At 71.0% G+C, this 23,294-nt stretch carries 12 protein-coding genes; 4 read left to right on the top strand and 8 right to left on the bottom strand.

Annotated features, from left to right (window positions below):
• Positions 1-133: 133 nt before the first annotated feature.
• Positions 134-1,255 carry a ribosome small subunit-dependent GTPase A gene (gene rsgA / locus AC07GB_RS11220; RefSeq protein ID WP_478843888.1) on the bottom strand — a complete coding sequence of 374 codons (1,122 nt, stop codon included), beginning with the start codon at positions 1,253-1,255 and terminating at the stop codon, positions 134-136.
• A 371-nt stretch (positions 1,256-1,626) separates the two neighbouring features.
• On the opposite strand from rsgA, the gene AC07GB_RS11225 reads away from it, so the two are divergent.
• A complete protein-coding gene (locus AC07GB_RS11225; RefSeq protein ID WP_478843890.1) occupies positions 1,627-2,907 on the top strand; it encodes a toll/interleukin-1 receptor domain-containing protein in 1,281 nt (426 codons plus the stop codon).
• A gap of 16 nt (positions 2,908-2,923) precedes the next feature.
• Here AC07GB_RS11225 and AC07GB_RS11230 read toward each other — a convergent pair whose 3' ends face one another.
• Genes AC07GB_RS11230 through AC07GB_RS11245 form a run of 4 tightly spaced genes read right to left on the bottom strand, consistent with a single transcriptional unit; the run spans position 2,924 to position 11,347 of the window.
• A complete protein-coding gene (locus tag AC07GB_RS11230; RefSeq protein WP_478843892.1) occupies positions 2,924-5,419 on the bottom strand; it encodes an RNaseH domain-containing protein in 2,496 nt (831 codons plus the stop codon).
• Positions 5,413-8,679, bottom strand: coding sequence for a hypothetical protein (locus tag AC07GB_RS11235; RefSeq protein ID WP_478843894.1), 3,267 nt, complete (start codon positions 8,677-8,679; stop codon positions 5,413-5,415). The genes AC07GB_RS11230 and AC07GB_RS11235 overlap by 7 nt, the downstream gene beginning before the upstream one ends.
• Positions 8,676-9,833, bottom strand: a complete 1,158-nt coding sequence (locus AC07GB_RS11240) for a restriction endonuclease-related protein (protein WP_478843896.1) — start codon at positions 9,831-9,833, stop codon at positions 8,676-8,678. The genes AC07GB_RS11235 and AC07GB_RS11240 overlap by 4 nt, the downstream gene beginning before the upstream one ends.
• Entirely contained in the window at positions 9,830-11,347 is a 1,518-nt protein-coding gene (locus AC07GB_RS11245; RefSeq protein ID WP_478843898.1) for a PD-(D/E)XK nuclease family protein, read from the bottom strand. Before AC07GB_RS11245 ends, AC07GB_RS11240 begins: the two co-directional genes overlap by 4 nt.
• Before the next feature lie 323 nt (positions 11,348-11,670).
• On the opposite strand from AC07GB_RS11245, the gene AC07GB_RS11250 reads away from it, so the two are divergent.
• Complete coding sequence (locus tag AC07GB_RS11250) at positions 11,671-14,784, top strand: DEAD/DEAH box helicase (protein WP_478843899.1); 3,114 nt, start codon at positions 11,671-11,673, stop codon at positions 14,782-14,784.
• 562 nt (positions 14,785-15,346) lie between these two features.
• Here AC07GB_RS11250 and AC07GB_RS11255 read toward each other — a convergent pair.
• Entirely contained in the window at positions 15,347-17,950 is a 2,604-nt protein-coding gene (locus AC07GB_RS11255; protein WP_478843901.1) for an ATP-binding protein, read from the bottom strand.
• A 128-nt stretch (positions 17,951-18,078) separates the two neighbouring features.
• Between AC07GB_RS11255 and AC07GB_RS11260 the strand changes: the two genes are divergently transcribed.
• The gene (locus AC07GB_RS11260; RefSeq protein WP_478843903.1) at positions 18,079-20,979 is read left to right on the top strand and encodes a glycoside hydrolase family 2 TIM barrel-domain containing protein; all 2,901 of its coding nucleotides are present in this window, start codon (positions 18,079-18,081) and stop codon (positions 20,977-20,979) included.
• Positions 20,980-21,046: 67 nt separating this feature from the next.
• Entirely contained in the window at positions 21,047-21,457 is a 411-nt protein-coding gene (locus AC07GB_RS11265; protein ID WP_478843905.1) for a VOC family protein, read from the top strand.
• Between the two features lie 77 nt (positions 21,458-21,534).
• Here AC07GB_RS11265 and AC07GB_RS11270 read toward each other — a convergent pair whose 3' ends face one another.
• A complete protein-coding gene (locus AC07GB_RS11270; RefSeq protein WP_478843907.1) occupies positions 21,535-22,266 on the bottom strand; it encodes a helix-turn-helix domain-containing protein in 732 nt (243 codons plus the stop codon).
• 10 nt (positions 22,267-22,276) lie between these two features.
• Positions 22,277-23,260 carry an AraC family transcriptional regulator gene (locus AC07GB_RS11275; protein WP_478843909.1) on the bottom strand — a complete coding sequence of 328 codons (984 nt, stop codon included), beginning with the start codon at positions 23,258-23,260 and terminating at the stop codon, positions 22,277-22,279.
• Positions 23,261-23,294 lie beyond the last annotated feature (34 nt).

Below are 23,294 nucleotides of genomic sequence, written 5' to 3' on the forward strand. Positions count from 1 at the left end.
CGGCTAGCGGAAATCGGACACGTAGCTTCGATCTCCGCTGCGGACCTGGCGCGGCACCACGGCGCCGGGCAACCGAGGCCTGCCCCAGGGCACCCGGGGTACGGGGGCGCACCCCGGGGCTTGAACGGAGGCGCTACCGGAGCCGCCCCCGCTTGGCCTCCATCGCCGCCTTGCCCTCGGCCCCCCGCCGCCGCCACTCCCGCCGCAGCTCCGCCCGCGCCCGCGCGTCCGTCTTCGCGACGATCCGCTGGTTCTCGCGCAGCAGCTTCCGGTAGCTGTCGAGCCGCCGCTGGTGCAGCGAGCCGTCCTCCAGGGCGGCGAGCACCGCGCAGCCGGGCTCCGCGACGTGCGCGCAGTCCTGGAAGCGGCAGTCCTCGGCCAGCTCCTCGATCTCGGAGAAGACCTGCCCGACGCCGCTGCCGGCGTCCCACAGGCCGACGCCGCGCAGCCCCGGCGTGTCGATGAGGACACCGCCGCCGGGCAGCGGGATGAGGTTGCGGGTGGTGGTGGTGTGCCGCCCCTTGCCGTCGACGTCGCGGACGGCCTGGACGTCCATGACGTCCGCCCCCACAAGGGCGTTGGCCAGGGTCGACTTGCCCGCGCCGGACTGCCCGAGCAGGACGGAGGTGCCGCCGGACACGACGGCGGAGAGCACGTCGACGCCGTCGCCGTGCGCCGCGCTGACGGGGAGGACCGGCACGCCGGGCGCGGCGGTCTCCACGTCCTGCACGAGGTGGGCGAGGGTGGCCGCGTCGGGCACGAGGTCGGCCTTGGTGAGCACGACGACGGGTTGCGCACCGGACTCCCAGCCGAGCGCGAGGAACCGCTCGACGCGCCCGAGGTCCAGCTCGGCGGCCAGGGACACGGCGATGACCGCGTGGTCGACGTTGGCGGCGAGGATCTGCCCCTCGGACCGCTTGGACGAGGTGGACCGCACGAAGGAGGTGCGCCGCGGCAGATAGTCGCGTACGTACCGCGGGTCGCCGCCGGGCGCGTCCACGGCAGCCCAGTCCCCGGTGCAGATGACCCGCAGCGGGTCGTGCGGCGTGACGTACGTGGTGTCGGCCCGGATGACACCTTCCTCGGTGACGACCAGGTCGCAGCTGCCCCGGTCGACCCGGATCACCCGGCCGGGCAGCAGCCCGCGCTCCGCGTACGGGGCGAAGGCGGTCTCCCAGTCGGCGTCCCAGCCGTACGCGGCGAGCGCGTCGGTGTCCGCCGAGAACGCCGAGGAGGAAAAGGAAGAAGAAGACAAGGGGGGAACCCTTCACAAGGGTGGCCCCGGCCCGCGCACGACGGCGCGGCGAAAGACGCTGAGAGAGAGGTCAGCCGGAGACCACGGAGGTGGATGTGATGACGAACGTCCGAACACGGGCAGCACCCATCGCAACGACAGCCATTGACCACACCTCCACTCTCGACTCGGCCTACGGCGGCAACCGGTGGCCGCCGTAAGAAGCACCCTCAACATAAAGGCGCGCATGCTCCCGCGCCACCGAATTTCTCGCCCTACACCTCGCCGCGTCTCCCTATGCCCGGGGCCGGGCCCGCGCGTGGTGTCAGAAAGGTGCCAGAACTCTGCCAGCCGATCGGCGGCGCCCCGTAGAGGGCAAGGGCTTGCCTACTGTGACGCCACTACACAGCAAGACACCGAGAGGCACACCCGTGGAAGCTCAGAGCGACGTCCGCATCGATCTCACCGTCGTCGATGAGGGTGGCAAGAGGATGGAACCCGCGCCGTACGGCGCCCGGATCGGTGCGGTGTCCTTGGGCAGGTGGCAGATCGACCCCATCGACGTTCCCGCAGGCACGTTCGACGGGCACGACGCGCACCTCGTCAAGATCAATTACACCCTGGAGCTCGAGCCGGGCGCCGCACCGATGCCCTGGTTCGAGATCTCCTTCTCCTTCCCCTCGGCTCAGGAGGAGAAAGAGAACCACGTCTCCGTGGTCGATGCCCTTCCGCGCTCCGGGACCTTCGCCGACACCCCCAAGCCTTATGTGCTCAACCGGTTTCTGAACTACGTGCCGTGTGCGGACAACGCGTCCGCGGACGTCCTGCTCCCGACGTCCACCGATCGGATCGACGCCTTCGGCATCGGCGGCCACTGCATGCGCTGGCGGCACGTATCGCTCGACGGGACCGGCGTCCGAGGTGGCTCGCACGCCGCCTGGCTGGTCCTGCTCGTCCCGGCCGGACAGACCGCGCAGGACGTCCGGTTCAGCGCCCGATACGACCTCGAGACCGGCCCTGAGACCACGTACCGCCCCACACAGTTGCCGACTGAGTTCCGCATCGGCCTCGCCGCAGCCTCAGACCCTCCGGGTGTCGTCACCCCCTCGCTCTCCGCCCCGGTCGAGGACCGCGGCGCGGAGTACCACCCCTCAGCCTTCATCTGCTACGCACACGACACACTCCGGCACAAGAACTACGCCCGGCAGTTCGGCAGCCTTCTCGCTCGCAACGGCGTAGACGTACACATGGACCAGTGGTACAACGACTGGCGCAAGAACTGGGGCTCCTGGTCGCACCGGCTTATCAAGCGGGTGGACTTCGTCATCGTCCTTGCCTCCCCCATCTGTCGCATGGCGTTCGACGACCAGCTGACCGGCCCCACCAACCCCGGCGTCCGAAGCGAGGCCGTGCTCATCAACGAGATGCTCCACAGGCAACGCGACGTATGGACTCCCAAGATCCTCCCGGTCGTCCTCCCTCACGAATCGGTGGACAACGTCGCCGATGTTCTCCTGCCGTGGACGGTGGACCACTATGAGATCCCCGAGCTGACCGACGAAGGCATCGAGGAACTCCTCCGAGCGATGACCGGCGTCTGCGAACACGCGCGGCCACCGCTCGGAAAGCTGCCCCCCTCTGTCCTCAAGCCGCTGAGCGGCACCGAGTCCTGACCCGCAGCGGAGGGCGTCAGGCCTCGTCCTCCCCGGCGGCCCGGTAGTCGGGGTGGTCCTCGTCGATGACGGTTGCGATGTGCAGCGGTACGGGCATCTGGGTGCGGTCGTCCCAGGAAATGGCCTGCTCGCACAGGCTCGCCGTCAGTGCGGCCAGTTGCTCCGGGGCCCATGAACCCGGGCTCACCACCACGATCTCCTTGCCTGTGTACGAGTGCCACGCCGCGGTGACCTGGGAGCTAAGAGCGGGCGGTAGGGTCCAGCGCGTATAGGACGCTCCCCGGTCGCCGCCCTTTGCCTTGATCGTCACGGAGCGGCCCGCGAAGAGCCAGCAGTGCCGGTCGCCGCCCACGAGCCGGTACACCTTCCGGTCGGGAGCGGCGGGCTTTGCCGGATCGCTCGGCATGTTCGCCCTCTCCCGCCGGGTGACGGGGCGGCCGATCTCGCTGATCTCGGTGTTCAGACGGACGACGGCGACGTCGGCGCCCCCGTCCCGCAGGGCGCCCCCGGGGATCGGGCCAGTGCCGAGGTGCGCGTTCTGCAGTCCGGACCAGATGGTCCGGGTCTCCTGCGTGTCGACGAAGACCACCACGGGCGTGCCTTCGGGCTGCAGTGCAAGCAGGGCACCGAGCCGTGCCTCCACCACGTCGCGCGTGACCTCCGCCTTCTCGCCGGTACGCCCGAAGCGGGTGGTGCCGATGGCCCCGGCGTGGAAGTCCGCCGTTCCTTCGGCACCACGGACCCACGCCTGCTGCCGGTCGCTGTACACCGACAACCGGCAGTTCGCGAGGTCGTCGGGGTCCACGTACAGGGCGACCATGGTGAGGACCAGGGGGGTGCCCGCCTGGCCGGTCTGCTGACGGCGGGCGTGGATGCCTACCAGCAAGGTACTCCGGCTGAGCCCGGTGGGCCGTCCGCCCGCCGCTACGGCCTCCAGCAAGCGCTCGTCCATGACCCCCGCAGCCCGCAACAGGTCCCGCAGAGCGGCCCGTGCGGCGTGCTTCTTGGCCTCTGCGCTGCGTGCGGCGGCCTTCGGTGGGAGAACGGTGGGCTCGGTGGCGAGGAATTGGGTGGGCACCCCCAAGTGGCCCAACAGTCGCCGCAGATGAGGCTTGGCATCGAGCTCACGGCGCGGGGATTCGGGGTGGTGCTCGGTCTCCAGCCAGGCGGCGACCAGCCGGTCGGCGCCGGACGGCACGTCCAGCGAATCGAGGTGGGCCGCGCGGTTCACGGTGTCGTGGCAGAGCAGCTCCGGGCAGTAACGGGTCACCACGTCCAAGCGCGCGTTGAGGGATGTCGGCGGCTCCCCCGGCTCCGAGCTCACCGCACGCCCTGTCAGCTCCCGGAGTTCGGCGAGCATACGGTCGCGGCCCTCGGCCGTGCTGTAGACGCAAGCGAGCGTGACCCGTTGGAATCCGCTCGGGCCGACCGCGGCAACCGGGAGGCCGTCGGCGGCGTAACTCGTGACGCGGCGCGCCAGCCTGATGCGCTTGTCGGCTCCGTAGGGCAGGGGAACGAGCGCGGGCAACGTGGCCACGATGTGTTCGTGTAGCCGCAGCATGAACCGGGGCCCGGGGCCGTTGCCCAAGGCGTGGAACCGAGCGCTGGCCAGCTGCGGCCTGATGTCTGCGGGTACGTCCGGGAGTTCGTCGGGGATGGCCAGCGCCGACAGCTGGCACGCCTCGAGGATCCGTGCGATGGCGGGGTCCAGGTGGTGACGCCACGCTGCGGTCTCCTGGTCGTAGCGGTGCCGCAGCGGCAGCCGGAGGATGGGCGCGCCGTCCTCGCGCCGGTCGATCCAGACGTTCTTCGCCCAGTCCCCCCGTGGCGAGATGCGGGACAGGTGGGCGTCGAAGCAGAGCACCGGGTCCTGGACGCCGACGCGGGTGGTCAGCCGGGCGGTCACCTTGTGCATGCTGAAGGCGGTTCCGGTGCGGTTGACGATGAGGTCGTCCGGGTCCCAGGCGAGCAGGGACCCGTCGGTGTCCATCGTCAGGGCGACGGGGGGTCGCCCGTCCACGCGGAACGGTGCCGCGGCCAGTTGCCGCATCACCTGCCACTCCGCTGTGCGGAACACCCAGCCGGGCATGACCGGCACCTGGCCCGGCCGGAACCGCACGAAGTCCGAGAAGGGCCGTGCCGGTTCGGGCTCCGGCAGCAGCCTGGAGAGTGTGAGGGTGCCCTTGCCGTCGCGCACGTGCCGTTCCCAGGCGCGGACGGCGACCCTCAGCCGTTCGTCGAAGGCCGCGTCACTGGTGAGGAGCAGCATCCGGCTGCCGGTGTCCTTTTCCTGCTCGGCGAGTTCGTAGGTGCCGAACAGCCTGACGGGACGGCCGGTGGCGGCGACGAGGCCCGACGCCAACGCCGTGTAGCGCAGCTGCCGTTGGCCCTCGCGCTGCGGCAGACTCTCCCAGGCCTCCGCGAACTCCTCGGTGAGGGGGTAGGCCGTGACAGTGCCCAGCAGTGCGTCCAGGTCCGCACGCCGGACGCGGTAGGCGAGTGTGGTCAGCACGGGTGGCCTCCCTGGGCGTTCTCGTCGGCGTACTTGAGGAATGCCTCGAGCGTCGTGCCGTAGTACCTGTGCATGGCGGGCAGGACTCCGTCGCGCCGCCATGCGTCACGCAGCTTGTGGATGAGGGTGGCCAGGTCGGTGCCGCCCGCGGAGTCGAGCAGAGCACCGTCCACCAAGTGCAGGGTCGCCTTGGTGCCGCCGCGCCGCGCCCGGCCGAGGAGCTGGACCGCCCCGTTCATGATCTCGGCGACCACGCCCAGCTTCACGTCGAGGGGCTGCGCCTGGAAGTACGGCGGCCGGCGCACGATGTCGTCGAGGTACTGACCGGCCACTCGGCGGCGCCTGGCCAGCAGGGCCTGCGGGTCACCGGACGGACCGCGGTGCTCGGCCAGTGCGTGGGACTGGATGTGGGCGATGAGTTCGGCCGGTTCGTCGATCAGCGGGATCGGCCGGACGATCAGCCATACGGACCCCAGCGCGGACTTGTCGTCCTCGCCGATGATGTTCACCCCCCGCTGTACTCTGGCCAGCGGGGCGATCAGTATGTCGGCCTCGTCGAGGCCGGGGAACTCCTCCAGGCGGTCCGCCGGCAGTTCCCGCCAGTGTCCGGCCTCTACGGCCACCTCCTGGTCGTCGGCGTAGGTGCCGGGTCGCACCGCCAGACAGATGCGGGCCGGGGCGACACCGGCCGCGGAAAGGCCTTCCGCCACGTGCCGGGCGGCCACGTACGAGGTGGTGGCGAGGAGCACGCGGGCCCGGCCTGGGTCGTCCTTCTTCAACCGCGCAAGCTCGGGCCGCAGCCGCTCCTTCCACAGGTCCGTGGCGATCCGACGCGTCGCCGCGGCGCGCTCGGTCCCGTCGAGGCCGGAGACCCGGCGCGCCCGGCCCTGCTCGTCGTGGACCGGGGCGGGCAGGATCGTGACGGAGTCGGGGTTCTCGTCCGACACCGACCACTTCGGCGTGGTGTGGAGGTGGTGGTGAGGGGCGCCCGGGAAGTACGACGTGGCCGACATCCCGAGCACGATCCGGCGGACTCCGGCACGTGCCAGTGCGGTGGTGTCGCCGAGCCCCACGGTGTAGGTGTGGGGGTCTCCGCCGAACGCAGCCGTCGACAGGCGCGCCGGTTCGCCGCCGGTGTCGTCGTAGTACTCGGTGAACGCGAAGACGAGCCGCCCCAGCGGGCCGGTCGGGGTGACGCGCCAACGGCCGTACGTCCCCAGCGCGTCCGCAATCTCCTGGGCTGACTCGACCTCGATGTCGACGAGTTGGGCGTTGCTGGCCATGAGGTGGTGCAGGAACAGCCGAATGCGTTCGAGGATGGCCCGGCGCAGAATCCGGTTGACGGCCGTGGTCCGGTGCTTTTCCGGCACGTCCTTGACGAGGCGTTCGAGGGCAGCGCGCGCGAGCGGCAGGGACCCGCCGTCCGACCCGCCGGTCACCACGTCGGCGAGATGCTTGCGTGCGAACGCGAAGGACGCGGGCTCGTCGGCGGACGGCGAGCCCTCGCCGAGGAAGAGCGAGTGGAACTGCGCCAACTGCCCGGCCTCGACCTTCTCGTCGTCGAGGCCGAAGAGCCGGGCGGTCAGCCAGACGTCCCAGCGCTGGGGGACCATCCAGTAGCGGCCCGGGCCGCGCGGGCGGAGCCCCTTGGCGGGGGTGGTGGCGCCCAGCCGCTCGTAGGTCAGATGGCTCACATAGGTCTCGGACAGGTAGCGCAGGGCGAAGTAGGCATCGCGGACGCCGGCGTCCACCTCGTCCCGTAGACGGCCGAAGGCCGCCGCGAAGTCCTGGTCGAACTTCCGCAAGGGCGTATTGGTCCGCCCGGCCTCGTCGAGCACGAGATGGCGTCCGGCATGGTCGATCGCGGTGCTCTGGAAGACGTCCACCTCGTCGATGACGACGATCTGGCAGCGCCGCAGGAGGAGTTCCTCGACGGCCAATCGGTCGTCCCCGCCGAATCCGTCCTCCACCGGCGTCTGGAGGACGCCGAGCAGCAGGTTCGCGTGCGAGGTCACGATGATGTCCGCCGTGCACGCCTCGCGTGCCGCCCGGTAGCGACCGCAGGTCGTCCGCCAGGAGCAGGAGACCGTGGTGCTGACGCGCCCCCAGGTCGGCTTGCGCAGTTTCGCGCACGGTTCGCTGCCGGGCTGCCACCGGTCGACGGCGTCATCGGAACCGGCCACCGCGGCAAGCGCGCAACCGTACCCGAAACGCCGCCAGATCCAGTCGGCGTCCGGGCCGTCATCGGTGACCCGGGCCGCAGCCGTCTCCGCCACCTTGATCAGGGCCCGGGGGGACACCAGTGGCACGACGCCGCCCTCGGACTCCGTACCGCAGAGTGTCAGGGCGCGTTCGATGCCGTGGACGGACCGGACCACGTCCGCGTTGGTCGGCAGGACGAAGGCCACGGGGATGCCGTGGCGGACGGCCCAGCAGGCGAAGGTCTCGATGAGCACGACGGACTTCCCGAAGCCCGTGTAGGCGAGGAGTTCGTTGATGCTGCCCGCGGTCAGGTCCAGGCCTTCGACCCGCTCACCGCTGCGGGAGCGGATCTGTTCCTCGAAGCGCCGCACCGCCTTCTCCCGGTAGGCGCTCCCGCCCCGCTCCTGAACGGCCCGGTCGATCCGCGCCGCGATCTCCCTCAACTCGCCGAAGGGCACGAAGTGGTCGAGGAGAGCGGGGGCGTCCATGACCGTGGGGATCGGGTGCCCGGGATCGACGTGGTGCGGGTGGATGTCGTAGTGGAAGTCGACGAAGCTCTGCTGGCGGGTGCCCTGACGGAAGACCCTGGTGGTGGTCGTGTGCGGTCCGGCCTGCGCGGACGGCAGGACCCGGCTCTTCGCCGCGTACAGGCTGTCGAGCTCGGCCAGGAGGCCATCGACAAAGTCGGGCAGCGGCATGCCGGGGTCGACCACCACGAGGGCGGGGCCGTCTTCCGTGCCGTCGACCACGCGGCAGCCGGGGATCCCGCCGCCGCGGAGCAACCCGTCGAGCACGGCACCGGCGGCCTCTGCGTTGGCCAGCTGGTTCGGGCGCCTCCGCAGCAGCCGGGCGAACCGGCGGGCGTCCTTGTGGGAGAGCCGGGCCCATCCGGTCCAGTCCGCGATGTGCCCGTCCAGTACGTAAAGGACGTCGTCGCGGGTGGTCGTCCGACTGAATCCGCCGCCGTCCTCGACGTGGAAGAAAGAGGCCGCAAGCCCGGCTGCCGCGCCCATGAGGCGGGGGAAGACACGCTCGGCCGTCCGTACAGAAGTGTTCATGCCGTCCTCAGTGCTCGTCGTACCTCGGTGCAGAACTTCGTCTCGGTGGTGACCCGGAGAGCCGGCATGGCCGTCTGCAAGGTCCCCAACTGGTGCTCGTGGGTCTTCGGCAGCAGGACCCGGACGCCTGGTGGCTTCGCCCGGAGGTCGGCGATCAGCCGATGCGGGGAGCGGTACTCCTTGAGGTCGACCTCGAACTCCTTGCCGCCGGCCCGTACGCGCAGGTCGCAGCGGTCCCGGTCGGGCCAGAGCGCGACGGTCGCGCCGAGCGCCTCAAGGGTCTGCTTGACCCTCAGTTCGCTCGCCCCGGGCACCACAACGAACCGCCAGACGCCGAACTCCACGCATCCGGCGCCGTCCGCGGATCTGGCCGACGGCACACCCAGGCGCGGCCGCCCCTCATCGACCCGCCGCAGCGTCGGCCGGAAGGCCGGCTTCCTGCCCCTGGCCAGCTGGTACACCGCGGCGTGCGGACGGTACCGACAGCGCACGGTCGGGCCCGTCACACTCATCGGCCACTTGCAGACGGCACAGGGCCACCACCACTGCTCCCCACCCGGTGCGTGGTACAGCTGGTCGGCGGGGATGCCGGTGTACCCGTGGCGCGGGGGCCGCGCCCCGGTCTCACTGATCCGGTCGCGCAGTTCGGCCAGGGAACCCGCCGGGTGCTCCACGAGGAACTGCCGCGAGGCCACGTAGCTCTCCTGGCCGTCGCCCTTGATGAGTTCGGCGAAGGTCCGGCGCCGGATGTCCTCGGCCCGCATCCAGGTCCAGGTCGGCAACCACTGCTCGGACTCGGGCAGACCACCGACCGGCAGCGCGTACTCGCACGCCAGGTCGTACGCGTCCGCCGTGAGCCTGTCCTCTCCGTCGAGGAGCACGGCCTGCGCGATGTCCTCGTCCGCGCCCGCAGCGACCGCCGGGAGCCCGCCGAGCCCCCCGCGCAAGCTGGCGACGAGGCCGAGCGGAGTCGTCGGCCCGGAACCGGGCCCGTGGGCCTCCATGACAACGCCGGTCATCCGCGCCACCTCGCGCAGGGCGTCGTGCCGCTGCTGCCGAACCGTCCACGCGTAGGCGGCGCGCAGGGCGGCGGCCACCACGCGGTGAGCGCGCTCGCCCGGATCGTCCCGCGGCCCGGCCAGCCACTCTGTCATGCGCCTGCCTCCTTCTTCACTTCCTTCGTCTCCTTGGCAGCCGGGCACCACCGAGTGAATGGACAGTCGTCGCAGGCCTTGCCCGGCTTCGGCGGATGGTGGGCATCGGCGTACCACGGCGAGACGTACTCCTCGAGGACCCGTTGGGCCCGGGCGGCCACGTCCGGTGCGGTGACATCGAGTTCGGTCACGACCGGACCGCTGCCGGTGAGCCGCTCCAGCTCGACCCGGCAGTGCTCCACACCCGGCAGCACACCCGCGCCGGCGAGCCGCACGGCGAGGGCCAACTGCGGGTACCGCTCCAGCAGATCCCCCTCGCTCAGCGTCCTGACCGTCTTCGTCTCGCGCAGCGTCCAGCGGTCGGCCACGCGGTAGAGCAGGTCCGCCTTGGCGATGACGACGATGTCGGCCTCGGGGTCGTACACCACGACGGAACGCTCCGGGTGGGCCTCGGCACCGTCCGGCCGGTCCCGCAACGGGCAGACGAGGGCGTGGTCGCCGATCATCTGGATGCCGAGCCGGGCTTGCAGGCCGGTCACCGCCCACCTGCCGCACTGCCACGCCTCGTGTGAGGTCGGGATGTCGTCGGGAGCGCAGGCCCGCTGCGGGGTGCGGCGGTGCAGACGCTCGATCCACGCGTGGACGGCCTGGCCGCGCACCACCGCTTCGGTGTTCTCGATCGAGCCGCCCCGCGGCAGGAACAGGTCCTCCAGGTGGGCTCGGGCCGGACACGTGCGGTGCGTGCGTCCGGTCGTCATCGACCAGGAGCGGCGCGGCAGCCCCGCGTGGGCGACACCGAGGAGTCCGGGCCGGGACGGGACCTCGGGGCAGTCGGCCACGGCGGCACACCTGCCGCAGTCCTGCCCGGGTCGGTACGTGCCGCCCGCGATCACTGCGTCGATGCGGTCCTCGACGCTCGTGTCGTACCGGGCGAACGCCTCCTCGGGGGTGCCTTCGAAGAGCACGCGGTACGAGGCGTCGGCGCAGCCGATCTCCACGAGGCGAACCAAACGGGCCGGCTCGAACTGCCCGAGCCGCAGCGGTTTCCGCTCCCACTTGGAGCTCAGCACAGGCCTCCCACCGGCCAGGACGCCCACGGCAACCGCGATCTCCGCCGCGTCCCGGGGCCGGTCCGGTTCTCTTCCCGGACGCTCCGCCACCGACCCCGTGCGTACGAAGCGGAGTTCACGGACGCCGTGGCCGGCGTACCTGCGGTCACCCACCACTTCCTCGTACACGTCGGGGTGACCGGGCTTCAGCGGTCCCCGCTGGCGGGCCCACATGCGGGACACGGGTTCGAGCGGTTCGTCGAGCGGCACTCCGGGCAGGGACGGAATCTTCGCAACGGCGGTGAAGTAGCTCCGGACGGCGTGCTCAGTCCACCGGGCGAGCGCGTCATGGACGGGACGCCGGGTGTCGGCCAGTCGCCCGGCCAGGGCTTCCACCAGAGGCAGTTGACCGAACTCGATGCGGTCGACGACGTCGTGCAGCGGACCCAGCGACCATCCGGTCAAGGTGCGGACGCCCGCGGCGGCACGAGGCGACCTGGAATCAACAGGGCGTATCTTCAGCGCCAGCCCCTGCGGGCACCGCTTCTCGTTCTGCCGAATGTCAGCAGGACGGACACGTACGTGGACGTGAACCCCTTCACCGGGCACGTCGTCAACTCCACGCGAACTACCCAATGTCATGCCCCTCTTTTGATTCTGATCCGCGCCCGAACCGAGTTCTGGAGAATCGCCGACTCACCGCAACGGACTGGCGTACCATGCTGTCCACTCTGCCCCTTACGGGCCGCAAAAGAATGCCCCGACATCGAGCGATCTTAGGAATCGGGATGACGTTTCACGGGCTTTTCGTCGGCATCGATCATTACGAGACCCCTTTCAATCGTTTGCGATACGCGCAGCGCGATGCCATCGTGTTGCACGCTCTGTTCAGCGACAACCTCGACGGGCGAGCGACGCTCCTCCTCAACGGCGAGGCCACCAAGGAGCGATTCGTCGCGGAAATGCGTCACCTGGCCGAAACCAGCACGGACGCGGACTTCGTCGTGATCTCCTTTTCCGGGCACGGCATTCCTGGCGGCGCCCTGGCCACCTGCGACACCGCAGCAGACCGCCTCTCCGAAACCTCTTTTTCACTTGACGACTTCACCGAACTGACCCGCGGAATCCGGGCGAGCTCCCTGCTTCTGGTACTCGACTGCTGCTTCTCCGGGCACGCTGCGGACAAGGTCCTGCACGTGCCCCAGGACACCTGTACGAGCCGCGACGGCTCGGTCTCGGCGATGCGGAGGATAGACGAGCTGCGCAAGGCCGGACACGTCGTCATCGCCGCCTCCGGCCGGGATCAGGAGGCCTTCGAGGAGCAGAAGTTCCGTCACGGCCTGCTCAGCCACTATCTGATCCAGGGCCTGCTCGGCGCTCCCGGCGTCGCCGACGGTGGCAGGATCTATATCCTCAAGTTGGCTCATTACGTTTCCATGAGTGTCAGTGCCCACCGGAATGGACGGACCCAGGTCACACAGGAGCCCGTCCTGGGCGGCAGCATCTCGAACATTTCGTTCAACGTCTTCACCAAGGGTGAGCGCTACCACGACACAGCGGACGCTCATCGGCCGGATCCTGTCACCGCGCAACTCTCCTCACTCACGGCCTACAACATTCCCGCTCCCGTGGTGGAGGCCTGGGGCAACGGCCGGATCAAAAAGCTTAACCAACTGCAGATTGACGCCATCAACCAAGGCGCTCTCCTGGAAGGCATGAACGTCCTTGTCAGCTCGCCGACGTCGACGGGGAAAACGATGGTGGGCGAATTGGGTGCCATGCGCGCCGTGGCCCAGGGGAAGAAGGCGGTTTTTCTGCTCCCCACACGTGCGCTGGTCAACGAGCAGTACGAAAAGTTCCGGGATCTCTACGGGCCGCTCGGTTTCAGAGTGATCCGAGCCACGGGTGAACTGCGGGACCAGATGCCCGATTTGATCAGCGGTGACTTCGAACTCGCCGTGCTGACCTACGAGAAATTCATCGGGCTCTTGCCCAAACGCCCGGACCTGCTGAGCGCGGGGGTCCTGGTGCTCGACGAGATCCAGTCCCTCATGCTGCCCGAGCGTGGTCCGCTGCTGGAGACCCTGCTCACCTGGCTGCGGGTGCGCGACGGCATCATTGACACGCCGCAGCTCGTCGGGCTGTCCGCCGTCCTCGGGAAGCCAGATGAGTTCGCCCGCTGGCTGCGGGCCAACCTCATCACAACCACGCGCCGCAACGCCCCACTCCTCGAAGGCGTCATGGGTCCGGACGGCCGCTACCGGTACCGGGACCAACAGGGCAACGAGGCGGTCGAGCAGCTCCTGGAGCCCGCCCGGAGCACAGACACCGCGGAGACCGCCACGGCCGACCGGCTGGTGATACGCCTGGTGAGCAAGCTGGTCGGCATGGGGCAACAGGTCATCGTCTTCCGGTCCACGCGCAGGGAGGCCCGAACCCTTGCCCGTGACCTGTCCCGCACCCTCGGCCTGCCCGCCGCCGATGCGGCGCTGGAGGCCCTGGCCGGCAGCGACGGTGGCCGGGCGACGGAGCTGCTGTACACCTCTCTGGCGGGCGGGGTGGCCTTCCACATCGCGGACCTGACAGCCGAGGAGCGCCGCCTGCTGGAGCAGTCCTTCGCCGACTCGGAGAGCCAGGTACGGGTGCTCGTCGCCACGTCGACGCTGGCTCAGGGCGTCAACCTGCCTGCGGGCTCCGTCGTCGTCGACGAGTTGGAGCACCCCCCGCCGGACAGTCGGCCGTACTCCGTCTCGGAGTACAAGAACATGGCGGGCCGCGCCGGGCGACTCGCCCCGGGGAAGGACCGGCAGCGCGGACGCGCCATCATCCTGACCCGGGGCGCCGCCGATGCCGATCAGAAGTGGCAGCGGTACGTTCAGGGGGAGCCCGAGGACGTGCGGTCTGCGATGCTCACTCCCTCCACCGATGTGCGGGCCGTGGTCCTCTCGGCGCTCGCCGAGCCCGCGGCGCTCGTCCGCCGCCGCTCGGGGCCGGACGTCGAACGGTTCCTGGCCGCCACGTTCGCCGCGCACCAGGCCAGGGTGAACAGCTGGCCGGAGCCTTTCCCTGAGGCAGACGTCCGGCGCATGGTGCGCGAACTTGTCGCCACCGGCTTCCTGCGGGAAACGTCGCACGGACAGGACGAGTTGCTGCGCTCCGTCGCACTGACGGACCTGGGCGAGCTCGCGGTCCGCAGTGGCCTGGGCGTCGATTCCGTCGCAGCAGTGGCCGCGGCGCTGGGTGCCGTGCCGGCCGACCTGATCAACCGCGCCACGCTGGTATGCGCCGCACAGCTGACCTCCGAGCTGGACGACATCCGGTTCAACTGGCCGCCCCGTGCTGTGTACCAGGAGCACGCTCGCCTTGCCGCAAAGCTCAGGGACCGCGGTGCCGCCGAACCCGTGCTCGCCCATCTCCTGAGCACACCGCGCAGGAGCGGCGTCGGCATCGGCCGCGCGCGGCGGAGCATCGCCTGCCTGATGTGGGCCGACGGCGTCGCACTCGCCGACGTCGAGCGCGCGATGAGCGACCCGCAGAAGAAGACGCGGCCGGGGTTCCCCGGCCCGGTCAGGCACGCCGTGCAGCGGGCCGCCGACGTGATGGCGACGGTCATCGAGATCACCTTCCACGTCCACCCGGCTGCGGACCTGGGCAGCCTGCCCGACACGTTCCCCGTCCAGCTCGAACTCGGCATCCCTGAGGGCCTGGCGCCGATCGCCTGGCACGCGAAGGCCCCGCTCCTCCGGCCCGTGTACCTGGCTCTTGCCCGGTCCGGGCTCGCCTCGCCCGCGGATATCGTCGCGGCCGACCCCGCCCTCGTCCTCGACTGCGCCGGCGGTGACGGCGAGGTCAACCGCGTGGTGCTCGCCGCCGCGGCGACCGCCCTGGAGGATGCCCACTAGGGCGGCCTCCGGGGGCCCTTCCCGCTCTCGGACTGCTGACGCGTGGTGGACAGTAGGCCGGGCGCAGGGAAGGCGTCCGGCGATGCGCAAGGGGGCCCGTGGACCTGCGCAGTGTGGCCGACTGCCTCCTGGTAGGCGCCCACGGGGCCGGGACGCGTACTGCGGAGCAGTCACCACAGCCGCCTCCGCCAGGCACCCGAGGGCCGCGTCCACATAGCGACGGGCGGTTCGCGGTTCGCGGTCGAGCCGGGCCGCGATGCGCCCGAGCCGCTGCCCGAACCGCTCGCTTCCGGGACCGTCCAGGCCCAGGGCCGCACCGGCGAGGGCACCCGTGTCCGGTGGCAACCTGGCGATCAACGCCAGGAGGCACGCCCGGAGCTTGGCCCGCTGCGCCACCGGACCATCGCCGTCCGCGGCTCCGGCGATGTGGCGCAGGGCATGGCCGGCGCGGGCCGGCGCACCGGCGTCGTCGATGCCGAAGCCCTTGCGGAGGCCCTTGAGCCCTGCCAGCACCGCTGCCGCCAGCTGCTCCGGGTGTGCCCCTGGGAACGCGGTTACCGCGTCAGGAGGCCAGCCGGACACGCGCTTCTCCGAGCATCACGGGTTCGAGTCCGCCGTACCAGGTATCGGCCTGGGTCCAGAGCTCCAGCGCCCCCTGACGGTTGCCCGACGCCTGGTGGATGTTGCCGAGGCCCGTCAGGGCACGCGCTCGTTCGTAGCGGCTGCCGCAGCTCCTGGCCAACGTCAGGGCCTTCTCGTACGTGGCACCGGCGGCTTGATGGTCACCCGATCGGAATTGGGCCCACGCCTCGCAGTTCACCGACATCACGACGTCCAGTTCGAGTCCGAGGTCGTGGAACTCCCGACGCGCCTCCTGAGCATGCTCGACCGCGGCGGTGAAGAGTTCGAACTCCGCTTCCAGCAAGGCGATGCCGCGGAGCGCGATCGCCGCGTTGCGCTTGTTCCCCAGCAGCTGGTAGTGCGCCAGGGCCGTACGCAGGCCATCGAGGGACTTGCCGTACTCCCCCAAATACATCTCGGCCCAAGCCAAGTTGGAGATGGTGTTGACCACACCGTGCTCGTCGCCCAGCTGCCGGTACAGGGCCAAGGCCTGCTGGTAGCAGTCGACGGCGACGGTCAGATCGCCCCGGTCCGCATGAGCGACACCGAGGTTGCCCAGGCTGATGGCGAGCCATGCCCGGGTGCCCGCCGCCCTGGCGGATTCGACCGCCGTCCGATGCGTCTCGATCCACGGGCCCCACAACTTCGCCAGGAAGAAGAACTCCCTTAGAGCGAAGGCCAATTGCCAGCACAGGGAATGCAGGCCGTGTGCAGCGGCCGTGCGGCACAGCGCCACGAGGGACCTCCACTCCGCCTCGAGCCACGAGACGGCTGCCTGCCGGTCGTCGAACGGAGCCACTTGCGCGGGGAAGTCGTCGAGAAGGACCGGCGGTCGATACCGCTGTGGGGTGAGCAGCTTGTCGGCAGCAACGGCGAAGCGGAGCCCGTGGACAAGCAGGCGCTGGACGGCATCGTGCCGCTCTTCCGTCGTCACCTCCGGTAGGAGGACGTGCCGGCCGAACTGCCGCACGAGATCGTGTGTCGCGATGCGGCCGGACGGCTCGTACGCCACCAGATGCATGTCCGCGAGGCCGTCCATCAGCACAGCGGCACGCGTCGGCGACAGGCCCGTCAGCGCGACGACACCGCGCACGTCTGCGCTCGCTCCTGGATGCAACGTCAGGAGCGCGAGCATGCGGCGTTGCTCTGCGGTCAGCCCGTTGCAGCACACTGTGAGGGTGGCGATGACACTGCGATCCCCGTCGTCGAGGAGTTCGAGGCGATGGGCTTCGTGGGACAGCATTTCGTCGAACTCCGGCAGCGTCCACATCGGAGTGCTGCGGAAGCGGGCGGCTGCAATGCGCAGAGCCAGCGGCAGCCGGCCACAGTGTTCGATGACAGCGCGGACCGTGTGGTCCTCAGCGCTCTCCGCTCGTTCACCGCCGAGCGCACGGAACAGCCGTCCGGCCTCGGTGCCGCTCAGGAGCCCGACGGGCAAGTGCACCGCGACGTCGAGGGACCCCAGGCGCTTCCGGCTGGTGACGACGAACTTGCAGCCGGGCTCGTCCGAGAGCAGCGGAGTGATGTCCGCCGCGCTGCGGACGTTGTCGAGGACCAGCAACAGGCGCTTGCCGCGGATGCGGCTGCGCCAGAGATTGGCCAGTGCGTCCGGCCGGGAGGGCAGCTGCTCTCCGGGGACTCCGAGCAGCCTGAGCAAAGAGTCGAGGACGTCCCGCATGCCGCCTGACGATTCTTCCTCGAAGTCCAGGTAGAAGCATCCGTCGGAAAAGGAGGACACCGCGCTCCGGGACGCTCGCAGCGCCAAGGCTGTCTTGCCCACTCCGGCCATGCCACTGAGCACGCATACACCGCCCGTGTTTTCATCGGTTAGGTAGTCGGCAAGGCGAGCGAGTTCCTCGGAGCGCCCGACGAAGCGAGCGGGCGAAGCAGGTATCCCGACAAGGCCCTGTGCGCTATTTCCCCTCATTCTCTTCTCTCTTTCTCTTTCCATGAGGGCCAGCAGTTCGCCATTCGCCCGCAACGCGTCGTCGCACGCCTCGGCGAAAGGTCGACTCGCCACCGCCTCTTCCCTCTCCACCTTGCTGAGATGACCCCTGCTGTAGGAGATCAGACGGGAGAACTCGTTCAGTCCCAACCCCTGCTCACCCCGCCTCTTGCGGAGTTCACTACCAAAGGCACGAGCTTCTTCCTTCACGGGCCATATACCTCCACATCGAGATGCGCCGGCAGCGACCGAATCGACTTGACCAGTGCGACTGAGCACATCGAAGATCGCCTCGGCAAGAACTCTATGATGCTGCATGGAAATTTCGACCCCGCGCACGAGGAAGGACTCGGTGACACGGAAGCCGGGGCCCATGTGCGAAAGCAGCATGCCGCAGAAGCGGCCGAGATGTAAGGTGTTTCCTGTTTCCAATGAGAAGAGGAAACAGGAAACCAGCCAACGGCCTTTCCGTGCATCGAGCAACCACCAGGCAGCCCGGACGGGACCTTCCTCGTGCCGCGCCGGGGCCGTGGTGATCGCGGCCAGCGCCGCCGGTCGGTCAGCAGCCGCGCCGCCCCCTGGCCGCCACGCGCCCGCCACCCCTCCGCCCCCACCACGCCACCCACCCGTCACCGCCCCTTGGCCCGTCCAAGCGGCCCGGCAGAAATCCAACAACGCCCGGGGCGAAATGATTGAGTAGGCCCGGCTCGGCGCGTTCTGATGGAGCCATGGAGCTCCCTTACCACGAGGACGTGTCCCCCGGTTCCGGCGGTCTGCCGCCCCGTGCGTGGTACGCGGGGTCGGACGCCGCCGTGCTCTCGCTGAACGGAAGCTGGCGGTTCCGCCTGTCGCCCGGGGCCGCTGTCGAGGACGAGTCGTTCGCCGCCGACGGGTTCGACGCGGCGGCCTGGGACGAGGTCGTGGTGCCCGGGCACTGGGTGTTGCAGGGCCACGGCACGCCGATCTACACCAATCAGCTGTATCCGTTCCCCGTGGACCCGCCACGGGTGCCGACCGAGAATCCGACGGGTGACCACCTGCGCTGCTTCGACCTGCCCGGCGACTGGCCCGCAGGCGGCGAGGTGACGCTGCGGTTCGACGGGGTCGAGTCCTGCGCCCGGGTGTGGCTCAACGGCTCGCTCCTGGGCGAGTTCAAGGGGTCCCGCCTTCCGCACGAGTTCGCGGTGGGCGCCCTGCTGCGGCCCCGCGACAACGTGCTCGCGGTGCGGGTGCACCAGTGGTCGTCGGGGTCGTACCTGGAGGACCAGGACCAGTGGTGGCTGCCGGGCGTCTTCCGGGACGTGACGCTGCTGCACCGGCCCGAGGGCGCCGTGCGCGACCACTTCACGCACGCGTCGTACGACCATCGCGACGGGACGGGCACGCTCCGCGTGGAGTCCGACGTGGCGGGGCGCGTGACCGTGCCGGAGCTGGGCATCGACATCGCCACGGGCGAGAGCGTGACGGTGGCCGTACAGCCGTGGTCGGCGGAGCGGCCACGCCTGTACGACGGGGTCCTCACCACGCCCGGGGAACGGGTGCCGCTGCGCATCGGGTTCCGTACGGTCGCCCTCACGGACGGGCTGATCACCGTCAACGGACGCCCGGTCCTGTTCCGCGGCGTGAACCGGCACGAGTTCCACCCGGAGACCGGCCGCGCGGTCGACCTCGACACCATGCGCGCCGACGTCCGGCTGATGAAGCAGCACAACATCAACGCGGTCCGCACCGCCCACTACCCGCCGCACCCGGCCTTTCTGGATCTGTGCGACGAGCTGGGCCTGTGGGTCATCGACGAGTGCGACCTGGAGACGCACGGCTTCACGACGCGGCAGTGGCGCGGCAACCCGGTCGACGACGACCGCTGGACCCCGGCGCTCCTCGACCGCGCGGCCCGCACCGTCGAGCGGGACAAGAACCACCCCTCGGTCGTCATCTGGTCGCTCGGCAACGAGTGCGGCACCGGCCGCGGCCTGACCGCCATGGCCGAGTGGATCCGCGCCCGCGACCCGGGGCGGCTCCTGCACTACGAGGGCGACCCGTCGTGCGCGGACACCGACATGTACTCGCGCATGTACGCCGACCACGCCGAGGTCGAGCGGATCGGCCGCCGCGAGGACGGCGGCCCCGAGGCGCGCCGCGCGCTGCCCTTCATCCTGTGCGAGTACGCGCACGCGATGGGCAACGGCCCCGGCGGCCTGAGCGACTACCAGCGCCTCTTCGAGACGTACGAGCGGCTTCAGGGCGGTTTCGTGTGGGAGTGGGCCGACCACGGCCTGAAGCACCCGGCGCTCGGCTACGCGTACGGCGGTGACTTCGGCGAGGAGCTGCACGACGGGAACTTCGTCTGCGACGGCCTGTGCTTCCCGGACCGCAGGCCGTCGCCGGGCCTGACCGAGTACAAGCGGGTGATCCAGCCGGTGCGGTTCGCCTACGACGCGGACGCCCGCACGGTCCGGGTGACCAACCTGTACGACTTCGCCGATCTCTCGGAGCTGTCGTTCGAGTGGACGTACCACTCCGACGGCTTCGACGGTACGCCCGCCCGCGACGCCCTGTCGGTCTCCGGGCCCCTGGACGTGCCGCCCGACCTCGGGCCCGGCGAGAGTGTCGAGCTGAAGCTGCCCGAACCGCCCGCCACGGCGCGGGACGCCGAGACCTGGCTGCACCTGTCGGCCCTGGTCTGCGAGGAGACCAACTGGACGGCCCTGGACCACGCGGTGGCGTTCGCCGACTTCCCCGTCACCGCGCGCCCGCCCGTGCCTGTCGCCACGGGTGAGCGGCCGCGCCGCCGCGGTTACGACCTGACGCTCGGGCCCGGCCGCTTCGACGTCCGCACCGGCGAGCTGCGCGGCATCGGCGACCTCACGCTGATGTCCGCGCCCCGCCTGGACGTGTGGCGGGCCCCCACCGACAACGACGACGGCGCGCCCTGGCAGCCCGACACCCGCTACGGCCCGCTGTGGCGCGCGCTCGGCCTGCACCGCATGCGGCACCGGCTCGACGGCCTGGAGGTGGACGGGGACGCGCTGACCGTGCGCACCCGGGTGGCGCCCGCCGCCCGTGACCTGGCGCTGCGCACCGTCTACCGCTGGACGTCCGACGGCGCGGCCCTGCGCCTGGCCGTGTCGGTGACGCCGGAGGGCGACTGGGAGGTGCCGCTGCCCCGGCTCGGCGTGCGGCTCGGGCTGCCCGCGGCGTACCGCCGCGCGGACTGGTTCGGCAGCGCGGACGAGGCGTACCCGGACACGCGCACGGCCGCCCGGATGGGGCGGTGGTCGTCGTGGGTGGAGCAGATGCAGACGCCGTACCTGCGGCCGCAGGAGAACGGGGCCCGCGCGGACGTGCGCTGGGCGGAGCTGCGCCCGGGCTTCGACGGGCCGGGGCTGCGGATCGTGGGCGATCCGGCGTTCTGGTTCACGGCGCGCCCGTGGAGCACCGAGGAACTGGACGCCGCCACGCACCGCACCGACCTCGTGCCGGGCGACACGCTGTGGGTGCACCTGGACCACGGGCAGCGCGGCATCGGCTCCCAGTCGTGCGGCCCCGGTGTGCTGCCGCAGTACGAACTGCGGGCGGCGTTCGCAGAGTTCGCCCTCACTTTCTCGGTGGCCGGACCGGGCCGCTGAGAGAGGACCGACCGTGGTGTCCGTTTCCTTCAAGACCGCGCGCGGGGGCGCCGCCTACGCTCCCGGCATGAACAGCGAAAGCAACACACCCCAGGTCACGCCCCGGCTCGATCTGATCGGCGTCGTCACCTCCGACATGGCGGCCTCGCTCGCCTTCTACCGCCGCCTCGGCCTCGTCTTCGAGGCCGGCTCCGAGGAGTCGCCGCACGTGGAGACCACCTTGCCGGGCGGTCTGCGGGTGGCCTTCGACACGGAGGACACCATCCGGTCCTTCCACCCCGGCTGGCGGCCTCCCGCCGATTCCGGACGGCTCGGACTGGCCTTCCACTGCGGTACGTCCGAGGGGGTGGACGCGGTGTACGAGGAGGTGGTGGGCGCCGGGTACCGCTCGGAGCTGAAGCCGTTCGACGCGCCGTGGGGCCAGAGGTACGCGGTGGTGCTCGACCCGGACGGGAACGGGGTTGATCTGTTCGCGTGACCCGCGCGTTCGTCGTGGCTGGGCGCGCCCGCGCGGCGGAGCCGCACAGCAGCAGAGCCCCGCGCCCCTTCGGGGCGCTACCCCTCGGCGCGCAGGAGCGGACCCAGCGGGCTCCCCGTCAACTCCTTGACGTCGCGGGCCAGATGGGCCTGGTCCGCGTAGCCCGCTGCGGCGGCCGTCCCGGCCTGGCCGAGGCCGGAGCGGGCCAGCGCGAGTGCCCGCTGGAGGCGCAGTACGCGGGCCAGCGTCTTGGGGCCGTAGCCGAAGGCGGGCAGCGCGCGGCGGTGCAGCTGCCGGGCGCCGAGCCCGACGGCGGCGGCCGTGTCGGCGACCCCGTGGCCCGCGTTCAGGTGCGCCACGACGCGGGCGAGCAGCGGGTCGGGCGCGGGGCCCCGGGCCGCGCGCTCGTACGCGACGCGCTCCAGGGCGAGCAGCGGGTCGGCGGCGGCGTCCACGCGCGCGGTCAGGCGGCGGACCTCGGCGCCGCTCCACAGCTCTGCGAGGTCCACGCGCAGGTCCCGCAGTTCGTGCGCGGGGACGCCGAGGAGTGCGGGGGCCGTGCCCGGGGCGAAGCGGATGCCCGCGTACCGCCTGGGGGCCGTGGCGCCGGGCGCGTGGGCGCGCGTGTCCGGTCCCGCGACGAACAGCCTGCCCTCGGTCCACAGCAGGTCCATGCACCCGTCGGGCAGGACGGCGGGGCCGCCGCCCTCGGGGCCCGGGGCCTTGGTCCACACGACGGCGCCGGGCAGCAGCGGTGAAGGCCGCTCGGCGTACCCGGCGGCGCCCTCGCCTCGCTCCCCCGCGGTCATGGCCTCCAGGCTACGCCGCGCCCGTGCGGTGCTCCTGCGGGCTGACGCCGTACACCCGCTTGAAGGCGCTGGACAGCGCGAACGCGCTGCCGTAGCCGACCTTGCGGGCGATCGCCGCGATCGTCTGCTCGCTGTCGCGCAGCAGGTCCGCGGCGAGCGCGAGCCGCCAGCCCGTCAGGTACGTCATCGGGGGCTCGCCCACCAGGCCGGTGAAGCGGCGGGCGAGCGCGGCCCGGGACACGCCCGCCTTCGCGGCGAGCGAGGCCACCGTCCAGGCGTGCGCGGGCTCGTCCTGGAGCAGGCGCAGGACGGGGCCGACCACCGGGTCGCCGAGGGCCCGGTACCAGGCGGGGGCCGCCGCCTCCGGGCGGGAGAACCAGGCGCGGAGGGCCGCGATGAGCAACAGGTCGAGCAGGCGGTCGAGGACCACTTCCTGGCCCGGCTCGTCCTTGCCGATCTCCTCGGCGAGGAACGGCGTGAGCGGGCAGTCCCACACCTCGGTCGGCAGGACGAGCAGCGGCGGCAGCGCGTCCAGGAGCCGCGCGGTGATCTCGCCCTGCATCTGGTACGTGCCGATCAGCATCTGGACCGGGCCGCCGGGCTGCCCCCACTCGCGCGTCCCGAAGCGCGTGTAGTGGCCGTCCGGCGCGCCGTTGAGGGGCGTGCAGGCCTGGCCGGGCCGGATCTCCGCGAACGGCCGGGTGTCCCGCTCGCCGGCGACGAGGTAGTGGTCGGGGCCGCGCGCGATGGCCACGTCGCCGGGGCGGATGAGTTGCGGGAGGGCCGGGCCTCCGCCCTGGCCCGCCGGTCCTGCCGGTCCCGCCGGCCCCGCCGGTCCTTCGGGGACGATCCAGGCGTCGCCGCGCACCATGATCATGACCGACACCGGCGCCTCGTCCGCGATGCGCACGGCCCACGGCGGCTCGAAGCACGCCCTGATCATGAAGGCCCCCCGTGCGCGCGGGCCCTCCAACAAGCCTGCGAGTACGTCCATGGGGGCAGCGTAGACGCACGCGTATGGGGGTGAG

This window comes from Streptomyces sp. NPDC045778, assembly GCF_056431945.1.